Raw genomic sequence first — 23651 nt, forward strand, 5'->3', positions numbered from 1 at the left:
TGCCTCATCCCCGGCGCGGCGCCGGATTGTTGCGCACGATCGTCGCGCGCAGGTTGTGCGGATCGAGCGCACGGACGATGCGCAGGTCTTCCGCGGTCGGCGGGGCCGTCGTGCCGAGGTCGGGTGCCGCGATCAGCGGGAAGCCCGTCGCGTCCTGCACTTCGTCGAAGCTCACGCCCGGATGCAGCGAACGCACGCGGATCGCATGGTCCGGCCCGCCGAAATCCATCACGCACAGGTCGGTGACGATGCTGCGCAGGTCGACGAAGGTCTTCATCCCGGGCAGCCGGCGCGCCGGGTTGTAGCCGACCGTGCACACCATGTCGACTTCGCGTTCGACGAACGTGCGCTTGCCGTGGCCGCTGACGAAGAACGAGTTCGCGTGGTTCGTCGTGTTGCCGGGGAAGCCGCGTGCGCCCAGCAGCTGGGTTTTCGGGCGCGCGTAGTCGCTGCCGAGCCACGAGATGTTGGCCTGGCCGAAACGGTCGATCTGCGTCGGCATCACGAGTGCGTGGCGGCGGCCGTGCCACAGGCAGTCGAACACGCGCTCGTAGGTCATCCAGCCGCTCGCCTTCACGCGATAGCCGTCGGGGCGGGGCCCAAGCGGCACCGGCTCCTCGACGAGATACGCTTCGCCGTCGGTCAGCATCAGCCCGTTGTTGTACGCGAGCCGCGCGAGACCGGCCGCGAGCCGCGGGCCCGTGCCGATGCCGGTCGCCAGCACTTCGCCGTCGTCGCGCCAGAGTCGCGCGGACGCGACGATCATCAGTTCCGCGAGGGAATGGTCGAGAGATTCGCTCACAGGCGCTCCTTTACAGAATCGGCAACGGCAGCGTCGTCACGTGCGACAGGCCGCCGACGCCTTCGAGGTACTGGCGTTCGTCCTGGCCGACCACGTCGCGCAGGTACGCCGTCGTTTTCGCGTCGTCTTCCGCACTCGCGCAGTACGCGCGCAGGTGCGGCAGGTCCCAGCCGTAGGCCGGCCCGCACGACGTCGGGTGCGCGCCGCCCGGCGCAGGCACGACGCCGGTGACGAGCGAGCGCTCGAAAGGATTGCGTTTGGCGGCATCGAGGTCCTCGCTCGCGAGCGATGCATCGACCGTTTCCGCCGACACGTAGCAGCGCCGTGCGGCCCGCGCCATCCACGCATCGAAGAACGGATCGGGGCCATCGATGCGCGTGTTGCCCATCCGGTCGGCCGCGTTCACGTGCAGCAGCGCGACGTCGAGGTCGATCGCGGGCATCGCGAGCAGCGTCTCGCCGTCGTCATATGGCGATTGCACGGTGCGCAGTTGCGGCGCGTGATCGAGCAGCGCGGTGCCGAGCCCGGCGCGGGTCGGCAGGAACGGCAGGCGCGCGGCGGCCGCGCGCAGGCCGAGCTGCAGCATCCCTTCGTCGAGTTCGAGCACGTCGACGCGGCCGTGCTCGCGGGCCCGGCGGAAATGCGGTTCGAGCGGAATCACGTCGAGCGACACGAAGCCGAACACCACCTTGCGCACCTTGTCCGCCGCACACAGCAGGCCGACATCGGCGCCGCCGTATGCGACGATCGTCAGGTCCTTCAGGTTCGAGCGCGCGATCTCGCGCACCAGCGCCATCGGCTTGCGCCGCGGCCCCCATCCGCCGATGCCGATCGTCATGCCGTCGGCGAGTTGCGCGACCACGTCGCGCGCGGACATCGTCTTGTCGAGAGGTTTCATCGTCATCGTGCTGGCTTACCGGTATCCGATGCTGAAATCGTGGCCCCACTGGCTCACCTTCGTGGCCTCGAACACCGCGTGCTTCGACCAGTCGACCGTGAGGCCGCCGAAGCCGTATTCGAGATCGAAGCCGCCGGGGGTCTTCATGTAGAAAGAGATCATCTGATCGTTGCAGTGGCGGCCCAGCGTCGCGGACAGCTTCACGTCGTGCGTCGCCACGCGATCGAGCGCGCGGCCTACTTCGTCCATCGAGCCGACTTCCGCCATCACGTGCACGCAGCCCGACGGCACGGCCATCTCGAACAGCGCGAGGCTGTGATGGCGCGCGTTGCGGCAGTGCATGAAGTGGATGCGCTTCTCGGGTTCGGCCGGATCGGGCGTGAACTTCACCCGAAAGATGTCGGACAGCTCGAAGCCGAGCACGCCGCGCACGAACGCGTCGGTCGCGTCGAACTGCGGCGCGGGCAGCACCGCGTGGCCGAGCCCCATGTCGCCGGTGACGAAGTGCGAGACGCCCAGCGGCGACACGAAGCGGCGGAAGTCGCAGCGCGCGCCCCAGTACAGCTCGTGGCGATTGCCGGACGGGTCGGTGCACCACGCCATCGCCTGCGCGCGGCGCAGCGCGGCTTCGTCGCGGGTCGCGCGCACCGGCTCGACGCCCGCCCGCTGCAGTGCCACCAGCGCGGCCTCGAACGCGGCGCCGTCGGGCAGTTCCCAGCCCGACGCGAAATAGCGGTCGGTCGAGCCGGGAACGATCACGTAGCGGAAATCGCGCTCGTCCATCTTCAGGTACAGCGCGCCGTCGGGCGCGTCGAGCGCCTGCATGCCCAGCACGTCTTCCGCATAGCGGCGCCACGCGTCGACGCGGGTCGCCTCGACGACGACATAGCCAAGCGCACGGACATCGATCATGTCGGCCTCCTCCTGGTTCAGAATCCGTTGTTCGTGAAAGGATTCTGGCCGGTCGGGGGTGGTGTTACATCGTCTGTTGGGACGAGAGGCGGCGGGGAATCGGCGCGGCGCAGGTGCGCGCGGAAGCCCGGTGGGACGGGCCATGCATGCGGGAGGAGACGGCGAGCAGGTGCGGGTCGCCGCGGCGCGGCAGCCCGGGTCAGTCGAACGGGTTCAGCAGCCGGACGCCGGTGCGGGCGAAATCCGCGACGTTGCGCGTGACCACGGTGAGATCGTTGATCAGCGCGGTGGCCGCGATCAGCTTGTCGAGTTCGTGCGTCGGATCGGGCACGCGCAAATGCCCCCACATCTGGCTGATCTCGATGTCGACCGGCAGGATGTTCGGCGCATAGCCGGACAGGATGGTCGCCATCCAGGCCTCGAGCGCCGACGCCTGAGGATGATCGCCGCGATGACGGATCAGATCGACGCCGCGGCGAAGTTCAGCAACCGTCACGACGGACAGGTAAAGCGGGCTTGCGTCCGCCGCGGCCTGCGTGAAGAACGCCCGCACGCCCCGGTTGGTTCGCTTGCCCTTCCTGATTTCGCTGACGATGTTCGTATCAATCAAAAATGCATGACTTTCCGGCATATTTACCTTCAATTTCAATGGTTTGATGCGCAAATCTGGCGGCAAAATACCCGCCAGAGTCTGCAACTTGCTGCCAGTAAAATCAAGCGCTTGCCGTAGGGTTCTGAACACCCTATTTCGCGCAGTTCTTCTGCCGCGCGAGCTCGTGCTCAAGGATCTCGCGCTTCGTCTCGGGCGTGTCGGCCGGTGATGCCGTCATGGGCTTGACCCACAGGCATCCAGTGTCGACGACGCGCGCTGGCGGCGCCGGCGGACAGGTCTGGCAGCCGGCGAGCAGCGCGGCCGCAGCGATCATCGTGCGCATGATCAATCCTTCCGCAGCGCGCCGATGTCAGCGAGCTGCGCGTCGAGGTCGGAATCGGGCGTCGCAGCCGCCTGCTGCTGCGCGCCGGCCGCCGCTGCCACCGCCTGCTGGCCGACCTGCGCCGCTGCAGCGTTCCCGGCGTCGACGGTAGCCTGGGCCTGAGCGACGGTCGCCGCCGCCTTGGCCGTGGCCGTCGCGGCCTGCTGGTGGCGGAACATGCCGAACAGCACGCCGGCCGCCGCGAGCAGCCACGGGCCGAGCTTCAGCAGGATGGGGATGATCGTCATGACGCGCTCCATTTGCCGGTGAGGAAGAGATCGCGTTCGCGCGCGCGGCGCGTCACGAGGCCCGGCATGACCTTTCCGTGAGCCAGATTCCACTTCGGGAACTCGTCGGCCGCCGCCTGGTAGTCGCCAGCATTCAAGCGCTTCAGGAGCGTCGAGCTCTCGAAGTTGCCTTCGCCGACGTTGTAGACGAAATCGACGAGCGCGGCCTTCTTCGCCGGTGTGAGCACGACCTTGACGAGTCGATCGACGATGTCCGCCCGGGCGTTCAAATCGAGCGTCAGGCGGCTGTCGGCATGCTCCTGTGTCCATACGGTGCCTTCGACGATTCCGGCGCCCGTAGCGCCCCATCCGATCGTCCACGGGGCACCGCCGCTTGCCGGGTCTGGATACGCCTTCAGACGGCACGATTCCGACGCCTCGGTCAGCGGGCGGCAGAGAACGAGCCAGTCCGGCTCATGGGCTACAGGAACCGGAACCACCGGGTCGACGGACGGCACCGGTGCAGCGGTTGCAGGCTTTTGCGCAGCGGCCGGCGTGCTACTTGGCGAAACCGGGGGCGCCACCATAGCGACCGGGATGGCGACCTCCGGAACGGTCGAGGCGGCCGGCACAGGGGGTTGCGGACGGGATTCAGCGGTCGGCGCGTGCCGGAACAGCGCGAGGATGGCGCTGATGAGGTCACTGAGCGCCATTGCCCCCTCCCTTCGCCCCGATCTCGAGCACGCGCGCGATCATCGCCAGCGCGACACCGGCCGCCGGCCAGAACGTCTGCGGGATGCTCGGGAAGTACGTCTGCACGTACGGATAGACGGTCGGCCAGTTGTCGGCCAGCATCTGCGCGAGGTGCGGCGCCGCGGCGAGCAGCGCGCTCAGCACGAACATGATGCGCATCTCGCTCCACTTCCATGCCTCTTTCCAGTCTTCGACGAGACGAATGCTCACAATGCAGTCCCCTTCGGAAACAGCTTCTCTTTGATCTGCAGACAGATCAGGATCAGCGACGCGACGCCAACGAACCAGGCGATGTCGTGCCCGGCGAGCCAGTTCCAACCGGCGACGGCTAGGCCGCTCGGTCCGACGATCGGCGCGGATGCGCTCATGGCGGCGCTCACCGCGCTCGCGGCAATTTCCTTTGTCATGGGTTCCCCGGTGTCCTTTGCGCGCTTCACGATTTTTAGTTTTCCATCGCGGCCGCGGCTGCTTGGGCCGCTGCCTTGTCTTGCTCGTCGACCTGCTGGCCGATGGCGGCAACGACGGGCGCGGCGCGGCCATACGGCACCGACGCCATGCCTTCGCCGAGGATCGCGAGCTGTTCGCGCGTGAGTTTCAGAAGGTATTCCACGGTGCGGCTCCTTAAACGTTGACTGCATTGGCAAAACCGGGCTGCGTCTTCACCCATGCATAAGCCTGCGTGAAGACGTCGGATTGACCTCCGGTGAGGTTCGGCATGAAGCCGAGGAGTGAAACGATCTGCTTGGGCGGATTGCCGGCGACGGCCGCCTGACTCGTCCAGACCTGCAGCCGCACGGTCATGCTGGCTGCAGTTCCTTCGAGATACGCCTGAAAGTAGGCAGCCGGCACCGAGGTGCCATCCGCGAATGTGAGCGGCATTTGAAGCGCCATGAGTTTCTCCTTAGCTGTTGCCGGCGCCGACGTTATCGACGACAGTCGTTTCAACGTTGCTAGTTCCGGCTACCGCAACGAGTTTTAGGGTTCCCGGCGTCGATCCACTTCGCCATCGGAGGGACGCGATGTTGCCGCCCGGTGCAATTGCAGGAACAGTCGTGCGCGTCATCACGAATGGCAACGCAAGGTCACCTTGAATCGTGATGCCTTGGCCAGTCACAGCCGGGAATCCGGAAACTGCAGTTCCCATATTGAGACGGCCGTTCTGATCGAACTTGAATTGTCCCGTGGCCAGCGATACCGAAATATCATTGCTGTCCATTCCCCAGAACCATTGCGTCGGGCTGCCTCTCCATAGCAAGAACGATCCTTCCGAGTTCAGTTTCCAAGGAACTGCAGCGCCCTTCTTCACGGCCATTTTTGTCGCGATGTTGTCGCCGAAAAGGATCCCAATTGGAGATGCGATCTGCGTATTATTGGGAGGGTCGCGCCAATAGACGCCTGAATCGATGAACATTCCCTGATCGACCCAACCGGTGCACAAAATACCGGTCGACCATCCGACCGTAGCGTTCGGACGAATGCTGATCGCGCGACTGTTGTGGAACGTCGACCAATCGGGATACACCTGAATTCCGAACGTGAAGTGCGTCGGATCAGTTTGGAGCGGCGTCGGCGACTCCATCCAGTTGGCATACTGGTTCGTGGTGTTAACTTCAATGCCGATGCAGTGCGTGAGATAGCCCTGATTGTTCGCGTCGAACCAACCACCCCATAGATCGCCACCCGAACCAGTGCCTGCCGGGTTACGGTTTGCCTGAGCGCGAGCCATCCCGACAATCGCAATCTGTTCAGCGTTGTTCGGCGCGTACGAGAGAATCTCTGAAAACAAACCGGCAACGAATGCGTTTGCACCAGGCCCCACAGTCGTCTGGACCTTCATGTTCGCCGTCCAATTGACGCCGATCGTCTCATTGAACGCAGTCCATAGTTGGCTGCTGAATACTGGGTTGTTGTCGGCCATGTAGCTGCCGATACCGCCCTTCGCGAGCGACGACATATCGCCACGACCACCCTCAAGGCGAGTTGCATATGCGCCAAACGTCTGCGGATAAAGCGGGATCTGCGAATACGCGTTGCCGGCCGACGCGCCCTGCAGCTTCCATCGACCTCCATCGTTCGCGACGATGACGGTGTTCCCGTTGTCTGTGCTACTCGTGTCGTTGGGGTCATACTGATAGGCACCTCCGCCACCATCATGTGGCGCGGAATACCCCGTGGCGAACGCGCGGGAGAAAAACGCGTGGTTTGTCGCCCGAAGCGATGCGATGGAATCGACGACTCGATTCAAGCCGAGCAACAACGTATTTGCCAGCGTGCTTCCGTCCGGCGTGCCGATCAAGGACGACCCAGTGCTTCCAGCCAACGAATCCGACGAGACGGCAGCGGATACGACCTGATCCCAGATCACAACGCCGAGCGCGTCTTGTGTGACTTGCCGATATGAGCCGTTGCCCCAGATGGTTGCTTGCCCCTTGGAATCGAGCACGACAGGATTCGTATTCGGCTGCGTCAGGGCTGCATCTTGGTATGTGTCCTTCTTCGTCGTGGTGCCGGGCAGATAGAACGTGACCGTCCCGTTGACGAGCGGCTTCCCGTTCTGATCGATGAACTGGTTTTTCCCGTTCGGAAGGATGGAGGCCATTGCCACCTCAAAACAAAAAGGCCGCTTCGATGAGCGGCCTATAATGAAAAACCCCGCACTGGGCGGGGTTCGGGGAGTCAATCGTGACGTTGCATTTTCAGGTGTTGGACCGGGGCGGCCGAGTGGTGCTCGAATATTCGAAGCGGCCGCGCGGAGCCGCGTTCGAGATCGATGAGGCTCGCGCGCGGCACGGAAAGCAGATTCCACAGCCGATGGCGATGTCGTGGAAGCGGTACGTCTTCATGATGTTTTTCTTCCCGTTACTGCTGCCAATCGATCTGTGGCTTCGAAAACGACTCAAGTAGCTTGTTCGCCGCGCGCTCGTTCACGAACTGCGTTGCCTTGCGCGTGAGTGCTGCGCCGGCCGGCGCAGCCACTGCTGCACCGAGCGGCCCGAACAGCGCGGATGCTGCGCCCGTCGTTGCTGCAGTCGGCGCCCAGATTACTGCGCGCTGCAGCAGGTTGTGGCCCTGCGCAGCCGCACCCGGATAGGCGGTCGGCTTCTGCAGCACGTGTCCGGCGTCGTTCAGCGTCCGGAACCTCCCCATCTGCGCATCATCGAACAGCAGCCCCATGCGTGATCGCTGATCATTCAGCATCTTCGTGACCTTCGCTGCATTCCATTCCGCGCCTTGTCCGGCATTTCGCACGCCGTCGGCGAATACGCCGCGTATTTCCGACAGCGCTTGCCGCGCGACCGGCTGCAGTTCGGCCGGCGCACTATTCAGCGTATCGACGATATGGCGCAGCTGTCCGACCGGCATCGACATCAGCTTCTGACCGACCTTTTCGTCGGGGATCGCCTGGTTGATGCCGTTCGGCCCCTGTTCGTTAAGCAGCGATGAGATCCCGTTCGGGTTGTCGAGCAGGTTCTTCCGCTCCGCGTGCAGCGCGCGTGCCTGCGCATACACGTCGTCGCCGGCCGACTTCGCGACATCCGTATCGAGCGATTCCTTGATCTTGCCAATCAGGCCGGAGTTCTGGGGCGACCACTGGCTGTTGATGTACTGGCGTACGCCTTCGGCCTGCTCTGCCGTCATGGGGTTGAACGTGCCATCGGCATTGCGCAGTCCCTGCTCGCGCAAGTACGCGTTGATGCCACGCCCGAGCGATCCGTTCTCGGCCTTCCCGGCGAAGTTGGATCGCGTGTCCATCATCGTCTTGAACGCGTCTGCGTCGATGCCGGCGATCCCGGCCGCGCGCTGGTCGGCGGCCTGGTAAATACCGCTCACCGCGTTGTCGTAGTACGCGTTCAGGTCGCGCAGCGGCTGCCGGATGATCTGCCCCACTTCCTCGGGTGATGCGCCACGCGCGCCGGTGTTCTGCGAGATCTGCTGCGCGTAGTTCTGGAGTGCCGAGCGCTCCCGGTCGAACTGCGCGCGTAGTACTTCGCCTTGCGGCGTGTCGGTCTTGGCGAGCTGGTACTCCTGCCCAGCGGAGAACTTGTCGCCGCTGATCGCGCTGGGGCGCGTCGAGTCAAGCCCGATCTCGCGCATCAGATCGAGGTTCTGCTGTTGCTGCGCCGGCGCGAGCGACGACTTGACGGTCGACGGTGCCTCCGCGTCGAAGCGGGGGATCTCGGCCGGTGCCGGGGTGGGCGCGGGAATCGGTGCAGCAGCGGCTGCATCGTTCGCCGGCGCGCCGCGCGCGACAGGCTGCGGCGTCGGCGCTTGAGGAAGGTTCGGACGTCCTCCGATCGCATCATTCGATGCACTGCGATTGAATGCTGTCACGTCATTCGCCGCAGACCCGATTGGAACGCCTGGCGCGGGCCCTCCAGATGCCGGTACAACCTCGATAGGCTGCCCGACGCGAATATCGCCCGGGCGTTGGATGAACGCAAGATCGTTCGACGACTGCCCCACCGGCAATCGATCCATCTGCGCGACAGGCAAACCCTGCGGCACCGGTCCAACCCCGCGGTTCGCAAGCTCGATGCTGCCAGGTGTAGGCGTCGGCACATCCGGGCGTCCGATCGCCTTGACGAGATTCGTCGCGCGCCCAGCGAGCTCCGGCGCAATCACGGCCGCCGTCACGCCGGGCACCATATCGTTCACCGTCGCCATGATAGGCGACTGCCCCTGCACGAAGTTGCGTTGGTATGCGTCCGTCAGCCCTTTCACAGGCGCCGTGTTGGCGATCGCGCTCAGTGCATTTCCGGCGACGCGCCCGATGTCGGCGTTCGCCTGTTGGCCGCCGGCCGTCACCGGATGGTAGGTCAGCGCATTCTGGACGTTTTCGCCGGCCTGCTTCGCCTGGTCGAACGAAGATCCGGTGAGTGCCGCGCCGAGGCGCGTCGCCCAGCCAGCCGGCGTCGCAATGGCACCCGTCGCCGCGGTCAGCAGCGGCTCGACGGCTGCGCCGAGGAGGTTCGTCGGTGTGGCAGGCGCACCAGGTGCCGGAGGCTTCGACGGTGCTGCCGGCGCTTGCGTGGCCTTCGTGGGTTGATCCTTCGCTGCCATGACGCCGGCAGCCATCGTCATCAGCGGATCCGCGTCGGCGCCTTGCGACGCGCCCGGAACCGCAGAAGGCGTCGACGATGCGCTTGCAGGCTTCGTCGTGCCGCCCATCACCCCATTCGCCATGTCGAGCAGCGGATCGCCTGTCGATGCCGTGGGGGTGCCGACAGTCGATGCCGGTGCAGTACCGACCTGCGGGCCGTTCAACCGCTGGCCCGTCGCCGAGATCACCGGTGGACCACCCATCTGCGCCGGCGTCAACTCGCTCGCATTGGCCGTGCCAGACAGCGCCGAGGCAATCGTGTCGCCGAACTTGCGCACCATATCGACCGCGCCAGAGAGCTTGCCGACGTACTTCGGGTCTTCAGCATAACCGCCGGCCTTCAGCGCGCCTGCGTAACCGGCGGCATCAGCACCCTTGCCGATCGCGTTTTTGTAGTTGTTCGCGATGAGATTCACGAAGTCGTTGCCGAAATCGAGCGGCGACGAATATGCGCGGTACTGGTCGACGGAGCCCGTCTGGTTGTCCTTCGCGGCAACGCCGGGCCCCTTGATGTTGCCGAGGTTGTTCGTTCCAGGGATAACAGACTTGCCCCACCCCGTCTCGAGTCCCCACTGACCGAGCAGCACGTCCGGAGCGACGCCGATGCGCTGGCTGACGGCCGCGGCCACCGGGCCGTATTGCTGAATGAACCCTTGGACGTCTGCCATCAGAATGCCCCGAGCGCCTTCATGGCCTGGTAGTCCTTCATCCACGACTGCAGCTTTCCCTGCGCCTTCAGCTGCTGCATGGCCGCCTGTTGCGCAGCCGGATCACCGAGCGAGCGAATGTAGGAAACGTCCGGATTGAACGACTGGTTCCACTTCGCCTCGAACTGCGGAAGCTGGCTCGTGTTGTTGCCGTTCTGCGCGAGAAAGTTCGTCGTCGCCTGCTGCCGGTCGAGGAGCGCTTGTTGCAGGCCCTTCGCATGAGCGATCGATTCCTGAAGCGCCGGCAGGTTCATGTTGTTCGGGTCGGGCTGTCCGGCCTTGGCTGCGGCCACGCGAGCGTCGCTGCCCGACAGGCCGAGCGATTGCGCTGCTTGGTCTGCTGCGCTGTTCAGGTAACTCACGGCCAACTGATAGTCCTTGACCGAATCGCCCGTCGGCTTCTGGCCGAGCGCGCCGAGCAGCGTCTGCACAACGCCACCTGCGGATGCGATCGGACCCGCGCCCTTGCCTGCGGCGATTGCCCCCTGCACAGCCTGATTCGCGAGGTCATAGGTCTGCATCATCGGCTTGGCCTGCGAGGCAGCCGTCTGGAGCGTGTTGTAGCGCGTCGCCGCGCCACTGGCAACATCGGATGCACCAAGCGGCGCGCCTGTCGCATAGCCGCCCCCAGGTGCCTGCGGAACCTGGCCACCAGCCATCTGACCTTTCGTGTACGTGGTCGGCTGGCCGTTCTGGTTGAGCGTGAGTCCAGGCGCAAGCGCCTCGCTGGGCGAGAGGCCGTTCTGCACCGTGTAGCCGACCGTGCCGACGCCGCCGCCGGCCGCGAGCGGATTCTGGTTGACCGCGACCGTCGCCGGGCCCGTGTTGACCTGGGCGTATTTCGGCATCATCGCGTTCAGCTGCGTCTCGCCGCTCAGCGCCGACATGTAGTGTTGCTGCAGCCATCCGCGGAGTGCCTGCGGGTCGGATGGCATCGACTGCATTTCGGCCTGAAAGACTTGCGGCGTGATCGCGCCGGCTTGCAACTGCGTTACGCCGAAATTCATCACGTCCTGCGGCGACAGATCGGGCTTTGTCAGCAGACTGCCGAGGCCCTGACGCAGTGCGCTCTGCGTCTTCATCGCCTGGTCCAGATTCGTGCCGGTCAGCGTTGCCTGCTTCTGCTGAGCATCGAGGATGGAGTTGTTGATTTGCGGCAGGTTGTACGCGCCCGCACCTGACGCCATGATCGAGCGGAACTTGTTGTAGTCCGTGTTACCGTTCGCGTCGGTCGACTGCTTGAACGCCTCCGACGCTGCCTGATTGGCTGCGAGCTGCTGCTGCTGAGCTTGGCCGCTCGCGTTGATCGCGCGGAACTGCGCAACCTGCAGCGCCTGCTGCAGCGGATTGAATTCAGACGTCTTGACCTGGAGCGGAATCGAAGGATCGAGCGGCATCGTCACACCTGGAAGTAGATCGGGTTGCCGGCGGCCGTGGTCCCATACGTCGGGTTAGCGGCGGTCGCGCTCGCCAGTGCGTTGTTGTTAAGCAGCCCGTATGTCATCGCACCGCTGCCGAGGCTACCCAGGGCACCCGAGAGAGCATTCGCTCCACCAACAATGCCGGAAGCCTGCGCATTCGCTCCGCTGGTCAACGTGTTGCCGATGTTACCGACGGCCGCCGCCCCGAGTGAGCCATTCGTCGCGGCCGCGTTCTGGCCATTGCCGACAACGCCCAGCAAGCGGTTCACATTGTTCGCGGCGCTGTTGTAGTTCGTCTGGAATGTGCTCTGCGCTTTCCCAAGATTCGTGTTGTACGTGTTCAGCGCGCGATTGAAGACGTCGTTGTATGTCGAGTCGGCGAGGCCGGTCGCATAATTCGCAGCCCCCTTCATTGCCGCGCCCGATGTTCCAAGCCCGCGCGCGGCCGCGCTGTTCTGGACGGATTTCAGCCCCTGATCAAGCGTAAATTGATAGCCCGGTGTCGCTGCCGCTTCCGCAGCGGTCGGCGCATTGAAGTCACCATAACTGAACTGTTGCGTCAGCATGGGGTTCGACAATGCGTTCTTCAGCGGATTGATGTAGGACGCCCCCAAATCCATATATGGCTGCAGGTTCTTCTGGGTCTGCTGCCACTGCTGATTTTGGAGCGCGGCCGCGTTATTCGCCGCATCGGCCTGGGTCTGGGCGGCATCGCCAGCGGCATTCGCGCCGATAACGCCAGAGGCGACGCTCCCAACTACTCCGGCGCCCGCAATTGCAGCAGCTACGCACATGCTTCACCTCCCGGCAAATCTTTGAGCTTGAGTTCCATCACCACGTCGTCGGCGATATAGCCGCGGCGCTTGAGAATCTCAAACAGACCACCAGTCATCGTGACCGGCCAGCCAATGATGCTGACGCCGCGCTCGCGAAGCGTGTCTTCGATCTTCGACATGAGACGCGGCATCGAGCGACGATGATCTGGCTGCACGAAGAACGTGTCGACGTTCCCGCACAGTTCGGTCTTCAGGTGCAAGCTTCGATAGAGGATCGCCAGGGCATATCCATGCAGACCGCATTCATCGTCGCGCAGGGTGAAGGCGATCAGCGATTGATGATTAGCCAGGTAGAGGTACTGGTCGATGTCCGGATCGATCGCAAGGCCGCGCTGACCGTGATAGGCACAGGTATCCTTCTTGATTTCCGAGCACTCGTCCCAGCTCTGTTGACCGAGCGGAACGATTTCTGCGGCGAGTTCGCGGGTGAACGTCTCGATTGCGATTTTCACGATGCGGTCGCCTCCGCGCCGGTGATCGTCAGCGTCACGCCGTTTCCATCCGCATACAGCGACGATGGGTTCACAACCTTCGTATTGATCACCTCGGTGACCGAAAGCGGGGACGTTGCTGGCACCGATACGCGATGGATGCGCGTTGCGTCCGTGGCGCTTCCCCCATTCGGTACAAGGTAGAAATTGACCGTCACGGCCGCTGCTGTGGGGTTCCAGAGGTTCACCGTATGCGCAGCGCCCTGAAGGGCCGCACCGGGCGCATAGACGGCCGCAGCGGTGCCCGTAAGAACGCCCTGATAGAGAGTTTTCCAGTTCACACTCATTTCCGAGCCTCGATAAGTTTGCGGAGATCGTCCGACGTACGCTGCGGGACGCTCACGGGTTCAGGAAGTGTTGTCGACGCGCGAGCGGGCATCGCGATGGGGTCGGGAAGCGTCTGTGCTGCGCGCGCCTGCACCGGCGCGACGCTCTGCACCATTGCTTCGAGCGCGACGAGGCGGCGGAACAGTGCGGCCGTGATCGCGCCAGATGCGGCGCTGTTCTCGAGGAAGAACAGATCGTTGATCTGGCCTGCCTGTAAATTCACCTGCTTCTGCAGGCTTCCGATGTCGACGGGCTGACCTTGGCCACCGGTGCGCGACAGCAGCGACAGGAAAAATGCGAACCACTCGGGAGCCAAGCGGCCATCCGGGCCGACAACCGGCGTACCCGGGTTCGGCATATTTGCGTTCGTGGCCGTGCTCACGTGCGCGCCCTCGAAACGTCAACCCACGCGCCATTCAAAGCGGTCCTGATCGGCTCCGACCATGAGAGCTCAAACACGCGATCGCGCGCGTATCCGAGTCGCTGGAACTGAATAGACGTGCGGAACTCGCCGCGGCGCCCCATCGTGCTCGTCACCGCATTGCCCCACGTCGCGCCGCGGTCATCGCTCCAACGCAGGCTGACGAGCGGATCGGTCGAATCACTGGGCATCCCGGAACCAACCTCCATATCCGCGATGAACTGGCGGAACATCACGCGGTTGCCATCGGCGCCGAGGATGTGCGGGAAGGACCGGATACGCTGGATCGGTGCTCCGTTGTCGGTGTAGGCGTTCGGGTCGAGCGCGTACACGACGCCCGTCTTCCAGTCTCCGACTAAGTTGCGGCCGCCATTGAACGAATGGCAGTTCATCCGATGGCGGCTCAACGAGCCGTCTGCCTCGAGATAGGCGCGCTGGTGCCACTGGCCGGTCGTCACGTCGAAGCACCACGTCGCGTTAGCGGTCGGGAACGTCAGCACATAGAATGCGTGGCCGCCCTGAAGATACGAGATGCCGATTGCGTCATCGATGCGGCTGTATGCGCTGATCGCCTGCTCGAGCGCGTGCGTCGAGATGCGTTCGGCCTGGTAATTCCGGCCCGCGAACACGACGCCCTGCCCTTGCAAATCACGACCGAGCCAGAAGAGCGCGAGATCGATCTTCGCGACCGAGTGTTTCGCCGCGCAGCCGTGCTCGATGAATACGCCGGGCATGCGCCCGAACGTGAAGTCGGAGGCGCCCGTGTTGAACCACACTTCCGTCGTCAATGCACCGAACAGCCAGATCTCGCGATGCATCACGGCAAGCGTTACGAGATCGTCCGAGTACGTCGACTTCGATGCAATATCGAGCGGATCAAACGTGATGTCGTTTGACCGCGAGATGTAGAACTGCGGCGTGCCGGGCTTGTTGAAGACAAAATAGCCGTCGACGAAATCCACCTTGTCTGCACCGTAGAACGCCGGATCGGTGCACTGCGTCATCGTGTTCCTGGCAATCGCGACCGTGAAGCCAGTCGCGGTGCCATCCACGATGAACATTGACGCCCCGTTGTCGACCATCGAAACAGGCCCGCTGATCGATGCGAGCGCGCCGAGCAATGTATAGCTGTTCGACGCGTCTACGTAATAGACGTTCTGCCCCACCACTTCATAGCGCTTGCCGTTCGATGCCGTGTAGATCCCACGCGACTCTGCCGCGACCGGCGGCGTCGACACGAGCGTGAGGCCCGGCGTCGGATAGTACGTGAACGGCACCGGCGCGTCCTGCGGGTTCTGCTCGCCGTACAGGTTCACGCAGCGCTGCGCCTCGGCAATCAGACTCTTCGCAGCATATGCGCCGATGGTAAGAGGGACGCGCATCAGTACGGCCTGTCGCTGTAGATGTTGTACCGCTGCTTCGTCGCGAGGCCGCGCGGCATGCTCATCGCCTTGATCTGCACGTTCATGCGCTTGACGACCCGCTTCGCATTCATTGCGAGGCGTACGAGCGCTGGCTGCGGATCGAGCTGATATGACGGCGCGATATAGCACGCGAGGTTGTAGCGGATCGCGGCCATGTACTGCGGCGGCAGATTGATCACGTCGGCCGGCGTCGCGAATTGCGGAAGTTCCTCGAGCGTCACGATGTGCAGCTCGAAACTCGCGTTCGGCACCGGATACATGAACAGCGCACCAAGCGGCCACGCCGAGTCGTAGAACGCGTAATTCGGGAACGACTGCAGCGCCTTGAGCGCGATACGCGCGTAGTCCTCGCGCGCCGGGATGATCGTCACCGGATAGTCGATCGGCGTCGCGGTGCCAGGATTCAGCCGCGCGTATGCCGCGTTGATCTGGTATGGCCACGACGGCGTGTTGAAGTTGCCGCCGGGCCCGACCGTGTACGACTGCGCGCCGGTCGATTGCAGCGCCGTGTCGACGAGGTGATAGACGCTCAGGCGCTCGCCCTGCCACTGGCCGAGCATCATGTTCAGCGTATTCAGCGCATCCTCGGTATCGTCGGGCGAGATCGACTGCCCGATACCCAGCGCGCCGATGTCCTTCAGCGCTAGGGTGATCAGGTCGACGGCGGTTGTCACGCTGCCTCCAACGCCGCACGGATCTTGTCGCTCGACCAGCGCTTGTCGATCTTGATACCCTTTTCGTCGGCGATCTGGATCAACACCGAGCGCTCATCGTCCGCTTCCACGGCCGGCGCGAGCGCGGCCTCTTCCTCGGCGCTCTGCACGAGCACATCGCCCACCCACTTCGGATACTCGATGAAATCCGGCGCCTGCTCGCGTGGCACGAGCTCGACGCGCGCGGGCTTCTTCCAGCCGTCGCCGAGCGACTCGAATGCAGCTTGCGACTCGACGATCTGCTGCGCGCCATTCGGGCCAATGACCCACATCGGGAATTCTTGGAACACGTCGCCTCCGGAAACAAAAACCCCCGCCGAAGCGGGGGGCGATTGCTGAAGCAGGACGCCCATCAGCGGACGATCCGGCAGGCCAGCTCGTTGTACACCGGCGCCCAGCCATACAGCACGTCGATACGGCACGGGACGGTATCGGTGCCGATCGCGTACTGGCGTGCGATCCGCATCGAAATGCCCTTGTGCACGCGACGCGCGCCCCAGGCGCCGTACTTGCTGACGTCCTCGAGGTCGGCGGTTGCCAGCGTGAACGCATCGCGGTGATACGCGAGGCTCGCCGTGTACTGCGTCGACGCGGCGATGTCCCACGTGACCGCGGCGGCGTTTGCCGGGCCGGCCGTGACGGTCTGGTATTGCTGGTTCGACGCGGCAGTATTGATGGCCGGGAAGATCGACAGCGTGGCATTCCCCGAACCGTCCGCCGTCGCATCGGCGAGCACCGTGAACTGGCGCAGCACGCCGGTGGACTGGCGGTTCTGCGGGTTCACGCCGAACACGCCAGCGATCGTGAACGTGTCGCCCTTCTTGACCGTCGCCGCAGCACCGAGACCCGTGACGAGCAGTGTCGAGCCGGTTTGGCCTGCGCCCGAGACGGTGCCGTTCGTGCGCGTGCCGGTCGTGAACGTGTTCACGTTCTGGCCCATGCCGATGTCGAAGCCGAGGCCCGACGGCGAGAAGATGCCGCTGTCGTACTGCTCGCCGATCTTGTTCGACGGATTGAACAGGCCGGCGGCCGACTTCACCATCGAGCCGTTCGTGGCCGGATCCCACACGACCGTACGGCGACCGTCGCGCGGCGCAGCCTCGTTGTCGAGCTTCACGCCGGCATCGAGCAGCACCTTGATGTCGTTCGGCGTGGTGCCTACCGTGCCGACGTTGTTCGCGACCGTCGTGGCGAGGCCCAGGCCGTCGAAATCGATCTTGTTGGCGATCGTCGCCATCGCCGGTTTGATGTAGCGGTCCGCAAACTCATCGACGATGAGGGTCAGCTCTTGCGAACTGAACGTGAAGTCGACGTGGAACTGCGTCGTCAGCGTGATCGGCACCGACGTTTCGTTCACGTTCTCGATGTTCAGCGCGGGGCCGGTCGTACCGACGAAGCGGTTCGGCTTTCGAGCGTTGACGGTCGCGCCGATCTTCGCGCCGCTGACTGCGAACTCGTCCGAGTAGTCGCGGTTCGAACGGGCCGTGAAGGTCAGCATGTTCTCGAGAATCATCAGCGATTCGTCGAGGATCTTGACGGGTGTGAGGAGAGTGTTCGGCATTTAAGACCTCATGAACGATTGCGACGACGCCATGCGACGTAATCCGCCGTCGTGGCAAATTCCTCCGGCTCAACCGGAGCGGACTTGCCGCCAACAGGCGAGATCGGCGCGGGCGCCTTCGATACGGGAGCGGGTTTCGCCTGACCGACCGTCGTTTCCAGACGGGCGAGTTCAAGCGCCATGCGAAGCGGAGGGAGAGACAGCAGGCGTTCGGCTTCTTCGGGGTTCTGGCCGAGGTGATGGAGCACCTTGTGGCCGGCATCCATCGAAGTGACCGCCTCCAGGAATTCGGGAGATGCGCCGCCGAGCATCTGGAACGTGCGCAGCGATGCATCCCAATCCGGGAATTCGGTCTTGCCGGCGTCGAAAACCTTGTTGCAGGCCGTATCGAACTTCTCCTGAGCAACGAGCCGGGCCGCCTCTGCGCGGATCTGGTCCGCGGTCATCGGCTGCGCCGTCGTAGTCGTCGCATCGGGTTGAAGCTCGCGCAGGCGTGCCTCGAGGGCTTCGCGCTGCCGCTTTTCCTCGTGCTTCTCCCGCGTCAGCTGGTCGATGCGCCGTTGAACCCAGTCGTTCTTGGGCTTTTCCTGCGGCTGCTGATCGGCTGCTGCTGCGGGTTGCTCGGTGCCCGGTACCGTGCTCGTTTCAGCGGGCTCATGCGCCTGTTCCGGGGTCTCCGTCGTCGGCGGTACGACTGCTTCCTGCGGTGCTACTTGGTCTTCGGTTTGCATGGACGTATCCAAGGATTTGCGCCCGGTGATGCCGCGCCGGTACGGAATGCAAAAAGGCCCGCTCCTTTCGGATGCGGGCCTTCGGGGAAAGCTGGAAGGTCAGTGGTTAGCGCTGGCCGCCGATGATGTATTGCTCGGCCGTCGGCGTGATCGGGCTGCCGGTCGTGTTCACGTACTGGATCGCCAGCGTGTTCGCCGCGGAGACGCGCACGTTGCCGATCGACAGGCCGACCTGGTGGGATGCCTTGTTGATGTCGAGCGAGTCGCCGACCTGCAGCCCGGGCACCGTGAACGTCTGCTCGGCCGTCGTGTTCGCGGCGACCTGCGCCGGCGTCAGCGTCTGGCGGATGATGAAAAGCGCGGTGATCGGCGTCGGATTCGACGCGTCCTGAAGCAGGCCGGGGTAGCTCATGTCACTGTCCTTGAGGTGCGGGCAAAGAAAAACCCGCACTCGGCGGGTTCTGGGGTTGCTGCTGCATCGGATCAGGCGATGGCGGTGGTGTACCCTCCGGCGCGCCAGTTCCCATCATCTGCATCACGACCTGCGTCGCGACGTGCGCAACGATCTGCGGGTCGAGCGGTTGGCCCAAGGCTGCGAGGCGCTTCGTTTCAGCGTCATATGCCTTGATGTTCGTTTCCTGCGCATCCTTGCCCTGCCGCGCGTTTTGAAGCTCGGCGGTCAGGTGCTCGATCATCTGGCCCATCTGCTGCATCTTGCCTTCCATGTCCTTCTCGGTAGGCGTGGGGCCTTCGCCGAGGATCTCTGGCGGAATCGTGCGATGCAGACGCTCCGCGACCTCATCGGCCATGGGGAAGTCGGCCGCCTTGAACAGCAGGTCGCCGGCCACCTTCATCAGCTCCTGATCCTGGCCCATGATCTGCGTGAGTGCATTGAATGCTTCCTGCCGGCGCGTCTCGTAGTTCGGGCCCACCTCGACGGTCACGTCGTAGCGGCCGATGCCGGGGTTGAAGATCATCTGCACTTCGTCGGCGATCGTCGGATGCGGCGCTTGCTGCAGCGGCTGCTGTTGATCCGGATCGACCGTTGCGAACGTCTCAGTACCATCCTCACCCACGATACGCACGACGCGCTTCGTGTCGTAGATCTTCGGGATCAGGTCGATCAGCACGCGGCCGGTGTAACGGATCGCGCGCGCCACGTTGTCGATGAAGTGGTACGTCGCACGGTCGCCCTGCCGCTGCCGCGCCTGGATCGCCACGCCGGCCTGCGCGTTCGACGGCTGGCCGAATTGCTCCTGATACTGGCCGGACGCCATCATCAGTTCCTGCTGCGCGTTCTGCATGCCCGTCAGGTACGCATTCGCACCCACTGGTGGCTGCTCACGCTGCGGGCGGTCGATCTTATTCCCGGCTTCGTCGAACGAGTTGTACGGCAGGTACGGCAGATTGTCCTTGTTCGCGTTCTTCCATTCGGATTCGTAGCCCTCAAACGCTTCGGCCGGCCCGACGAACGGCGTCTTCGTCTGCAGCGCGATGTACTCGACGTTGGCCGACGACATGTAGTTGTACATGCGCTGCGCGTCTTTCAGGTTCCGCGTGTGGCCCTTGCGTTCGACCTTGCCGTTGATGACGATTTCCTCGCCCACCACGCGCACGATCGGAATGTAGCGGCCGGCCCACGGCTTCGCGTCGATGATCTTGTCGCCGGCGATCAGATACCAGGTGATCTGCGGCTCGGTGATCTCGCGCTTCTGGATCGACGCATCCTTCTCGATCGCAGCGCGCTCGTCGGCGTCCTCGATCTCCGACAGACGAATCGGGCCACGCACTGGGTGATTTACCAGCTTGTCGACCTTCGCCGTCTTGCGGAAATACTCGCACACGCGGATCTTGTTCTTGCTGATCCAGCCGTCGCTCTGCGTATCGTCGCCAAACACGACGCTCTGCGCTTCCTCGCCCGGATAGCGCGCCTCGTACTCGGTCTTCGTCATTTCCTCGAACACGAATGCGAACTTCGCGTCGGAGCCATCGGCCGACTCGATGTCCGGGTCGAGGTAGATCGTCAGCGGATCCTTCACGCGGCGCAGGAAAATTTCCTGATCGAAGGAGCCGTCGTGCGCATATTCGCAGACGACGCGCCAGTAACCGAGGCCGCCCTGCACCGCGAACTCGGTCGCAGTGTCGTAGACGATCTCGGCGTGCGAGTTGTATTCGATGTGCCGCACGATGCCGTCGAGGATCTTGGCGATCTCGATGTCGGCTTCCCCGTCGACTGGCAGCGTCTTGACGCTCGGCTTGTTCTGCTTCGCGTCGTTGATGATCTGCAGATTGTGCTGGCGGACCTTGTTGATCGTCAGGCACGGCCGCGCATCGCCTTCCCGCGTGGTGCGGATCTGATCCGGCCACTGCCATCCGTTGTCAGCGTCCCCGTTCGAGAAACGCAGATCTTCGACGAAGCGCTGCCGAAACTCGGACTCGAACTTCTGGCAACGCTCGAAGCGCTCTTTCGCCTCGGCGACGATCTTCGCGCTCGAATCTTCTTTCGGTTTGCGGGCCATCAGCTCATCCAAGCGCCGCCGCCCATGACAGAGCGGCGCACGACGGGTTGTTTCGACTTCGCGGGTTTGGTAGCCCGGCGCGCGCCTTCGCAGGCATAGCGCAGCGCGTCGATCACGTGGTTGTCCTTGTCCTCCAGGATCGGCAGCACGGCGCCGGTCAGCTTGTCTTCCTTGTACTTGTAGAGCGTCAGCTCATCGATCAGGTGCTTGCACCGCGGATGCACGATGATGTCGAACGAGTTCAGAAACTCGACGCCCTCTTCCAGCGACTTCGCGCCCTTGATCGCGGCGCGGATCTTCGGGAAGCCGTGCTTCTGCATGTGGCTGATCGTCTCCGGACGTGCCGAATCGGCCGTAATCGGCCACTTCTCGGCCTCCGGAACAGCCATAAACAATTCCGGCAGGTTCACGATCTCGCAGCCGACCTGATACGCCTCATAGTCGACGTACAGGCGGTTGCCGTCGATGTCGCAGCGGATCAGCACCGAAGGATCGCTCGCGAAGCCCCAGTCGGCGCCCAGGCGGAAAACCGTGCCGGCAGGCCGCTCGAATTCCTCGACGTGCCAGTTCTTGAACACGCGCGCTTCGCTGCGCTGCTGATAGCCGCCCAGCCACACATGTGCGTACTTGTCGGGGTCGCGGCGCTTGTCGTACTCCATTTCTTCGTGGAGTTCGCGCGGCAGCCACGGGTTGTCCATGAAGTTCGCCTCGACGACGATCGAATCCGGCGGCGGCTCGGCGCCGCGCAGCAGCACGTCAATCGGGTCGGTCGGCTTGCTCGGGTTCCACCCGAACCAGAGCTGCGATCCCGGCTTGCGGATCGTCGGGCGAAGCAGCGTGAGGCTTTTCTCGGACGCGTTCTGCGCTTCCTCGAACCACGCGCGGTCGAATCCCTCCAGCGACTTGATCGAGTCGGCCGTGTGGTTCTGCATGCCCTCGAAAATCGTGACGCCACCGTGGCGCGACATGATGCGACGGTCCTGGATCTCGAAATAGTCGCCAGCGTTGAACGCGACGATCTTCGCCTCGAGCAACTTCTTTACCGAGAACTCGAGCGATTTCAGCGTCTCGCGCAGGCAGACGAAGTCGTACTTGTCCGAGACGTTTTCCTCCAGCCACAGCTCGCCGAAGAAGTGCGACTTGCCCGATCCACGGCCGCCGTGCGCGCCTTTGTAGCGCGCAGGGGCGAGCAGCGGAGCAAACACCCGCGGCGTCTGGATTTCGAGGATGGTCATTCCGATTTCGGATCGATGATGCGGCGCTCGACGCGCTGGAACTGGATGGCACCGCCGTCCTTGCCGGCGTGCTCGTGGTCGACCTTGTCGCGCCACTTGGCCGGCTGCCGGTTCTTCAGCCAGAAGATCTGCGCCGTCACGTTGCCGGCGAGCGCATTCGTGTAGAGCGCCCCGACCACCTCCGCGTCGGCGACTTCCTTCGCCTGCTCGAGCGCCTCCGCGAACTCCGGATGCTGCAGCTTCCACGTGCGAATCGTGCGATCCGTCGTGCCGAAGAAGCGCGCAAGGTCGACGTCGGTCGCACCGAGCAGGCAGTAGTTCCGCGCAAGCTCGACGAACTCGGGCTTGAACTTGGTCGGGTTGGCCATCACGCAATCTCCGCCACGAACCGGCGTTCGATCGAGCCGTGCGCACCCGTGTCGACCATTTCGACCGAAAGCCAATCCGGATCATCCGCGCGATCGGCCAGCACGTTATAGCCGGGATCGGCCACGATGCGCACGCGCTTGCCGTCGTTCGGACTGGCCGGACAGCAAATCACGTGCGTGGCTTCGGTGCGCATGGTCAAGAAGCAGGCCGTAGGCTCACGGTTTGGTTGGCCTGTGCGCCGCAGTTCGGGCATGTGCAGATCGCGCGGAGCTGCCGCGTCTCCCCGGGCATCGGAACATCGCCGCCGTCGTAGACATGCGCTTCACCTGCTTTCGGATCGGCCGAAGCCTCGAATTCCGTGAGGCAAAGCTGGCACGTGAGATCGACCACGCACGCGCTCATGTTCAAGCCAGGTTTCGTGATCTTCATGGCGTTACATCAGCTTCGCCAGGTGATCGCGCGCCGCGGTGACCTCGTGCGCGAACGTGTGAATGCCGGCGGCGATCTTCCGCTCGATCTCGGCGAGCATCGCGTCGAGCATCAGGAGGTGCGACGGGGCGTCAACGCCGCCGCCGACTGCGGGCGCATCAATGGTAGGTGCGTCCACCGTATCGTTCTCGGCGGATGCGCTCGTATCGCCAGAAACGATCGATTGCTCCCCCGATGTGGCCGTGCCAGCCTCCCGCACGGGCGGCTGACCGTTCTTCACCCAGTCCGGAAGCGCTTCGCGCTCGGCGTCGGTCATTGGGTCAGCCGGCTCGGTACTGCTCGGTGCTGCGTTCAGTTCGTCCATGTCATGCTCCGTTCGTTGAGGGAATTGCTGTCGCCCGTCGCCAGCACGAGTTCCGGAATCCGGCGGAGACCACTGGCTTCCAATACGTCGACAGCTGCCGCGGTTCGCGCACTCACGGCTTGCGGAAGAATCACTTCTTGGCCTTGTGCTTGGCCGTGCGCTCGCCGCGCTTCGGGGACTCGCCGAGCACCTTGTCGGCCTTGGCGTCGATCTTCGACTTTTCGCTCGGAGACATGCGCCCAGCGTTGACGGCCTGCGACGCGCGCGCCTTGGCGTTCGCCGCATGAGCGCGATCGTTGACCGGATACGAACGATCCGGGCCCGCAAACGCCTTCGCGGGCAGCTTGTCGCGCTTCTTCGTGCTCATCGTCGCCATGGCGGGCTCCAAAGCAAAAAGCCCGCTGGCGGCTGCCAAGCGGGCTTTCGGGTGCTGAAT

Annotated in this window: 30 protein-coding genes; all 30 read right to left on the bottom strand. The window is 63.9% G+C overall.

The annotated features are described in order from the left end of the window. Nucleotides 1–4 precede the first annotated feature (4 nt). The 30 genes from LGM89_RS00610 to LGM89_RS00755 all read right to left on the bottom strand — a co-directional run bounded on the left by LGM89_RS00610 (nucleotide 5) and on the right by LGM89_RS00755 (nucleotide 23630). A complete protein-coding gene (locus LGM89_RS00610) occupies nucleotides 5–802 on the bottom strand; it encodes a CoA-transferase subunit beta (RefSeq protein WP_226271955.1) in 798 nt (265 codons plus the stop codon). Nucleotides 803–812: 10 nt separating this feature from the next. Further along, a complete protein-coding gene (locus LGM89_RS00615; protein WP_226271956.1) occupies nucleotides 813–1706 on the bottom strand; it encodes a CoA transferase subunit A in 894 nt (297 codons plus the stop codon). A gap of 9 nt (nucleotides 1707–1715) precedes the next feature. Next, on the bottom strand, nucleotides 1716–2612 hold the full coding sequence (locus LGM89_RS00620; protein ID WP_226271957.1) for a VOC family protein: 897 nt from the start codon (nucleotides 2610–2612) through the stop codon (nucleotides 1716–1718). Nucleotides 2613–2811: 199 nt separating this feature from the next. Beyond that, a complete protein-coding gene (locus tag LGM89_RS00625) occupies nucleotides 2812–3243 on the bottom strand; it encodes a type II toxin-antitoxin system VapC family toxin (RefSeq protein WP_226272463.1) in 432 nt (143 codons plus the stop codon). Between the two features lie 112 nt (nucleotides 3244–3355). Next, entirely contained in the window at nucleotides 3356–3547 is a 192-nt protein-coding gene (locus tag LGM89_RS00630; protein WP_226271958.1) for a hypothetical protein, read from the bottom strand. Between the two features lie 2 nt (nucleotides 3548–3549). Next, nucleotides 3550–3834, bottom strand: a complete 285-nt coding sequence (locus LGM89_RS00635) for a hypothetical protein (RefSeq protein ID WP_226271959.1) — start codon at nucleotides 3832–3834, stop codon at nucleotides 3550–3552. Beyond that, entirely contained in the window at nucleotides 3831–4526 is a 696-nt protein-coding gene (locus LGM89_RS00640) for a lysozyme (RefSeq protein ID WP_226271960.1), read from the bottom strand. The genes LGM89_RS00635 and LGM89_RS00640 overlap by 4 nt, the downstream gene beginning before the upstream one ends. Then, a complete protein-coding gene (locus tag LGM89_RS00645; RefSeq protein ID WP_226271961.1) occupies nucleotides 4513–4776 on the bottom strand; it encodes a hypothetical protein in 264 nt (87 codons plus the stop codon). The genes LGM89_RS00640 and LGM89_RS00645 overlap by 14 nt, the downstream gene beginning before the upstream one ends. Further along, nucleotides 4773–4973, bottom strand: coding sequence for a hypothetical protein (locus LGM89_RS00650; RefSeq protein ID WP_226271962.1), 201 nt, complete (start codon nucleotides 4971–4973; stop codon nucleotides 4773–4775). Before LGM89_RS00650 ends, LGM89_RS00645 begins: the two co-directional genes overlap by 4 nt. A gap of 35 nt (nucleotides 4974–5008) precedes the next feature. Further along, nucleotides 5009–5176, bottom strand: coding sequence for a hypothetical protein (locus LGM89_RS00655; protein WP_226271963.1), 168 nt, complete (start codon nucleotides 5174–5176; stop codon nucleotides 5009–5011). Between the two features lie 11 nt (nucleotides 5177–5187). Continuing rightward, nucleotides 5188–5457 (bottom strand): hypothetical protein, encoded by a 270-nt coding sequence (locus LGM89_RS00660; protein ID WP_226271964.1) that lies wholly within the window; start codon nucleotides 5455–5457, stop codon nucleotides 5188–5190. Nucleotides 5458–5467: 10 nt separating this feature from the next. Then, entirely contained in the window at nucleotides 5468–7165 is a 1698-nt protein-coding gene (locus LGM89_RS00665) for a hypothetical protein (protein ID WP_226271965.1), read from the bottom strand. A 260-nt stretch (nucleotides 7166–7425) separates the two neighbouring features. Then, the gene (locus LGM89_RS00670; RefSeq protein ID WP_226271966.1) at nucleotides 7426–10380 is read right to left on the bottom strand and encodes a glucosaminidase domain-containing protein; all 2955 of its coding nucleotides are present in this window, start codon (nucleotides 10378–10380) and stop codon (nucleotides 7426–7428) included. Next, nucleotides 10335–11777: a hypothetical protein gene (locus LGM89_RS00675; RefSeq protein WP_226271967.1), complete on the bottom strand. Its 1443-nt coding sequence runs from the start codon at nucleotides 11775–11777 to the stop codon at nucleotides 10335–10337. The genes LGM89_RS00670 and LGM89_RS00675 overlap by 46 nt, the downstream gene beginning before the upstream one ends. Beyond that, the gene (locus tag LGM89_RS00680) at nucleotides 11774–12589 is read right to left on the bottom strand and encodes a hypothetical protein (RefSeq protein WP_226271968.1); all 816 of its coding nucleotides are present in this window, start codon (nucleotides 12587–12589) and stop codon (nucleotides 11774–11776) included. The genes LGM89_RS00675 and LGM89_RS00680 overlap by 4 nt, the downstream gene beginning before the upstream one ends. Continuing rightward, entirely contained in the window at nucleotides 12580–13083 is a 504-nt protein-coding gene (locus LGM89_RS00685; RefSeq protein ID WP_226271969.1) for a hypothetical protein, read from the bottom strand. The genes LGM89_RS00680 and LGM89_RS00685 overlap by 10 nt, the downstream gene beginning before the upstream one ends. Then, the gene (locus tag LGM89_RS00690; protein WP_226271970.1) at nucleotides 13080–13403 is read right to left on the bottom strand and encodes a hypothetical protein; all 324 of its coding nucleotides are present in this window, start codon (nucleotides 13401–13403) and stop codon (nucleotides 13080–13082) included. The genes LGM89_RS00685 and LGM89_RS00690 overlap by 4 nt, the downstream gene beginning before the upstream one ends. Before the next feature lie 2 nt (nucleotides 13404–13405). Continuing rightward, nucleotides 13406–13831: a hypothetical protein gene (locus tag LGM89_RS00695; protein ID WP_226271971.1), complete on the bottom strand. Its 426-nt coding sequence runs from the start codon at nucleotides 13829–13831 to the stop codon at nucleotides 13406–13408. Then, nucleotides 13828–15108, bottom strand: a complete 1281-nt coding sequence (locus LGM89_RS00700) for a packaged DNA stabilization protein (RefSeq protein ID WP_226271972.1) — start codon at nucleotides 15106–15108, stop codon at nucleotides 13828–13830. The genes LGM89_RS00695 and LGM89_RS00700 overlap by 4 nt, the downstream gene beginning before the upstream one ends. A 143-nt stretch (nucleotides 15109–15251) precedes the next feature. Continuing rightward, nucleotides 15252–15968 carry a packaged DNA stabilization gp4 family protein gene (locus LGM89_RS37285; protein ID WP_146254070.1) on the bottom strand — a complete coding sequence of 239 codons (717 nt, stop codon included), beginning with the start codon at nucleotides 15966–15968 and terminating at the stop codon, nucleotides 15252–15254. Continuing rightward, on the bottom strand, nucleotides 15965–16297 hold the full coding sequence (locus LGM89_RS00710; protein WP_226271973.1) for a hypothetical protein: 333 nt from the start codon (nucleotides 16295–16297) through the stop codon (nucleotides 15965–15967). Before LGM89_RS00710 ends, LGM89_RS37285 begins: the two co-directional genes overlap by 4 nt. Nucleotides 16298–16359: 62 nt before the next feature. After that, nucleotides 16360–17568 (bottom strand): P22 phage major capsid protein family protein, encoded by a 1209-nt coding sequence (locus tag LGM89_RS00715; protein ID WP_226271974.1) that lies wholly within the window; start codon nucleotides 17566–17568, stop codon nucleotides 16360–16362. A gap of 8 nt (nucleotides 17569–17576) precedes the next feature. Beyond that, nucleotides 17577–18299, bottom strand: a complete 723-nt coding sequence (locus LGM89_RS00720; RefSeq protein WP_226271975.1) for a hypothetical protein — start codon at nucleotides 18297–18299, stop codon at nucleotides 17577–17579. Nucleotides 18300–18405: 106 nt separating this feature from the next. Then, the gene (locus LGM89_RS00725; RefSeq protein WP_200097343.1) at nucleotides 18406–18711 is read right to left on the bottom strand and encodes a hypothetical protein; all 306 of its coding nucleotides are present in this window, start codon (nucleotides 18709–18711) and stop codon (nucleotides 18406–18408) included. 1 nt (nucleotide 18712) lies between these two features. Further along, nucleotides 18713–20818 carry a portal protein gene (locus tag LGM89_RS00730; protein WP_226271976.1) on the bottom strand — a complete coding sequence of 702 codons (2106 nt, stop codon included), beginning with the start codon at nucleotides 20816–20818 and terminating at the stop codon, nucleotides 18713–18715. Then, nucleotides 20818–22053, bottom strand: a complete 1236-nt coding sequence (locus tag LGM89_RS00735) for a PBSX family phage terminase large subunit (RefSeq protein ID WP_226271977.1) — start codon at nucleotides 22051–22053, stop codon at nucleotides 20818–20820. Before LGM89_RS00735 ends, LGM89_RS00730 begins: the two co-directional genes overlap by 1 nt. After that, the gene (locus LGM89_RS00740) at nucleotides 22050–22421 is read right to left on the bottom strand and encodes a terminase (RefSeq protein ID WP_226271978.1); all 372 of its coding nucleotides are present in this window, start codon (nucleotides 22419–22421) and stop codon (nucleotides 22050–22052) included. Before LGM89_RS00740 ends, LGM89_RS00735 begins: the two co-directional genes overlap by 4 nt. Continuing rightward, entirely contained in the window at nucleotides 22421–22675 is a 255-nt protein-coding gene (locus LGM89_RS00745; RefSeq protein WP_226271979.1) for a hypothetical protein, read from the bottom strand. The genes LGM89_RS00740 and LGM89_RS00745 overlap by 1 nt, the downstream gene beginning before the upstream one ends. A 180-nt stretch (nucleotides 22676–22855) precedes the next feature. After that, nucleotides 22856–23215, bottom strand: a complete 360-nt coding sequence (locus LGM89_RS00750) for a hypothetical protein (RefSeq protein ID WP_226271980.1) — start codon at nucleotides 23213–23215, stop codon at nucleotides 22856–22858. A gap of 130 nt (nucleotides 23216–23345) precedes the next feature. After that, a complete protein-coding gene (locus LGM89_RS00755) occupies nucleotides 23346–23630 on the bottom strand; it encodes a hypothetical protein (protein WP_226271981.1) in 285 nt (94 codons plus the stop codon). Between the last annotated feature and the right edge of the window lie 21 nt (nucleotides 23631–23651).

This window comes from Burkholderia sp. AU31624 (assembly GCF_020420065.1).
In the GTDB taxonomy this organism is placed as follows: Bacteria; Pseudomonadota; Gammaproteobacteria; order Burkholderiales; family Burkholderiaceae; genus Burkholderia.

What these genes read in the sequence shown, in the direction of transcription:
- LGM89_RS00615 (WP_226271956.1), bottom strand. Translation starts at nt 1,706, where the DNA reads ATGACGATGAAACCTCTCGACAAGACGATGTCCGCGCGCGACGTGGTC.
- LGM89_RS00665 (WP_226271965.1), bottom strand. Translation starts at nt 7,165, where the DNA reads ATGGCCTCCATCCTTCCGAACGGGAAAAACCAGTTCATCGATCAGAAC.
- LGM89_RS00715 (WP_226271974.1), bottom strand. Translation starts at nt 17,568, where the DNA reads ATGCCGAACACTCTCCTCACACCCGTCAAGATCCTCGACGAATCGCTG.
- LGM89_RS00635 (WP_226271959.1), bottom strand. Translation starts at nt 3,834, where the DNA reads ATGACGATCATCCCCATCCTGCTGAAGCTCGGCCCGTGGCTGCTCGCG.
- LGM89_RS00660 (WP_226271964.1), bottom strand. Translation starts at nt 5,457, where the DNA reads ATGGCGCTTCAAATGCCGCTCACATTCGCGGATGGCACCTCGGTGCCG.
- LGM89_RS00680 (WP_226271968.1), bottom strand. Translation starts at nt 12,589, where the DNA reads ATGTGCGTAGCTGCTGCAATTGCGGGCGCCGGAGTAGTTGGGAGCGTC.
- LGM89_RS00640 (WP_226271960.1), bottom strand. Translation starts at nt 4,526, where the DNA reads ATGGCGCTCAGTGACCTCATCAGCGCCATCCTCGCGCTGTTCCGGCAC.
- LGM89_RS00735 (WP_226271977.1), bottom strand. Translation starts at nt 22,053, where the DNA reads ATGACCATCCTCGAAATCCAGACGCCGCGGGTGTTTGCTCCGCTGCTC.
- LGM89_RS00620 (WP_226271957.1), bottom strand. Translation starts at nt 2,612, where the DNA reads ATGATCGATGTCCGTGCGCTTGGCTATGTCGTCGTCGAGGCGACCCGC.
- LGM89_RS00725 (WP_200097343.1), bottom strand. Translation starts at nt 18,711, where the DNA reads ATGAGCTACCCCGGCCTGCTTCAGGACGCGTCGAATCCGACGCCGATC.
- LGM89_RS00730 (WP_226271976.1), bottom strand. Translation starts at nt 20,818, where the DNA reads ATGGCCCGCAAACCGAAAGAAGATTCGAGCGCGAAGATCGTCGCCGAG.
- LGM89_RS00720 (WP_226271975.1), bottom strand. Translation starts at nt 18,299, where the DNA reads ATGCAAACCGAAGACCAAGTAGCACCGCAGGAAGCAGTCGTACCGCCG.
- LGM89_RS00650 (WP_226271962.1), bottom strand. Translation starts at nt 4,973, where the DNA reads ATGACAAAGGAAATTGCCGCGAGCGCGGTGAGCGCCGCCATGAGCGCA.
- LGM89_RS00630 (WP_226271958.1), bottom strand. Translation starts at nt 3,547, where the DNA reads ATGCGCACGATGATCGCTGCGGCCGCGCTGCTCGCCGGCTGCCAGACC.
- LGM89_RS00625 (WP_226272463.1), bottom strand. Translation starts at nt 3,243, where the DNA reads ATGCCGGAAAGTCATGCATTTTTGATTGATACGAACATCGTCAGCGAA.
- LGM89_RS00750 (WP_226271980.1), bottom strand. Translation starts at nt 23,215, where the DNA reads ATGGACGAACTGAACGCAGCACCGAGCAGTACCGAGCCGGCTGACCCA.
- LGM89_RS00745 (WP_226271979.1), bottom strand. Translation starts at nt 22,675, where the DNA reads ATGCCCGAACTGCGGCGCACAGGCCAACCAAACCGTGAGCCTACGGCC.
- LGM89_RS00740 (WP_226271978.1), bottom strand. Translation starts at nt 22,421, where the DNA reads ATGGCCAACCCGACCAAGTTCAAGCCCGAGTTCGTCGAGCTTGCGCGG.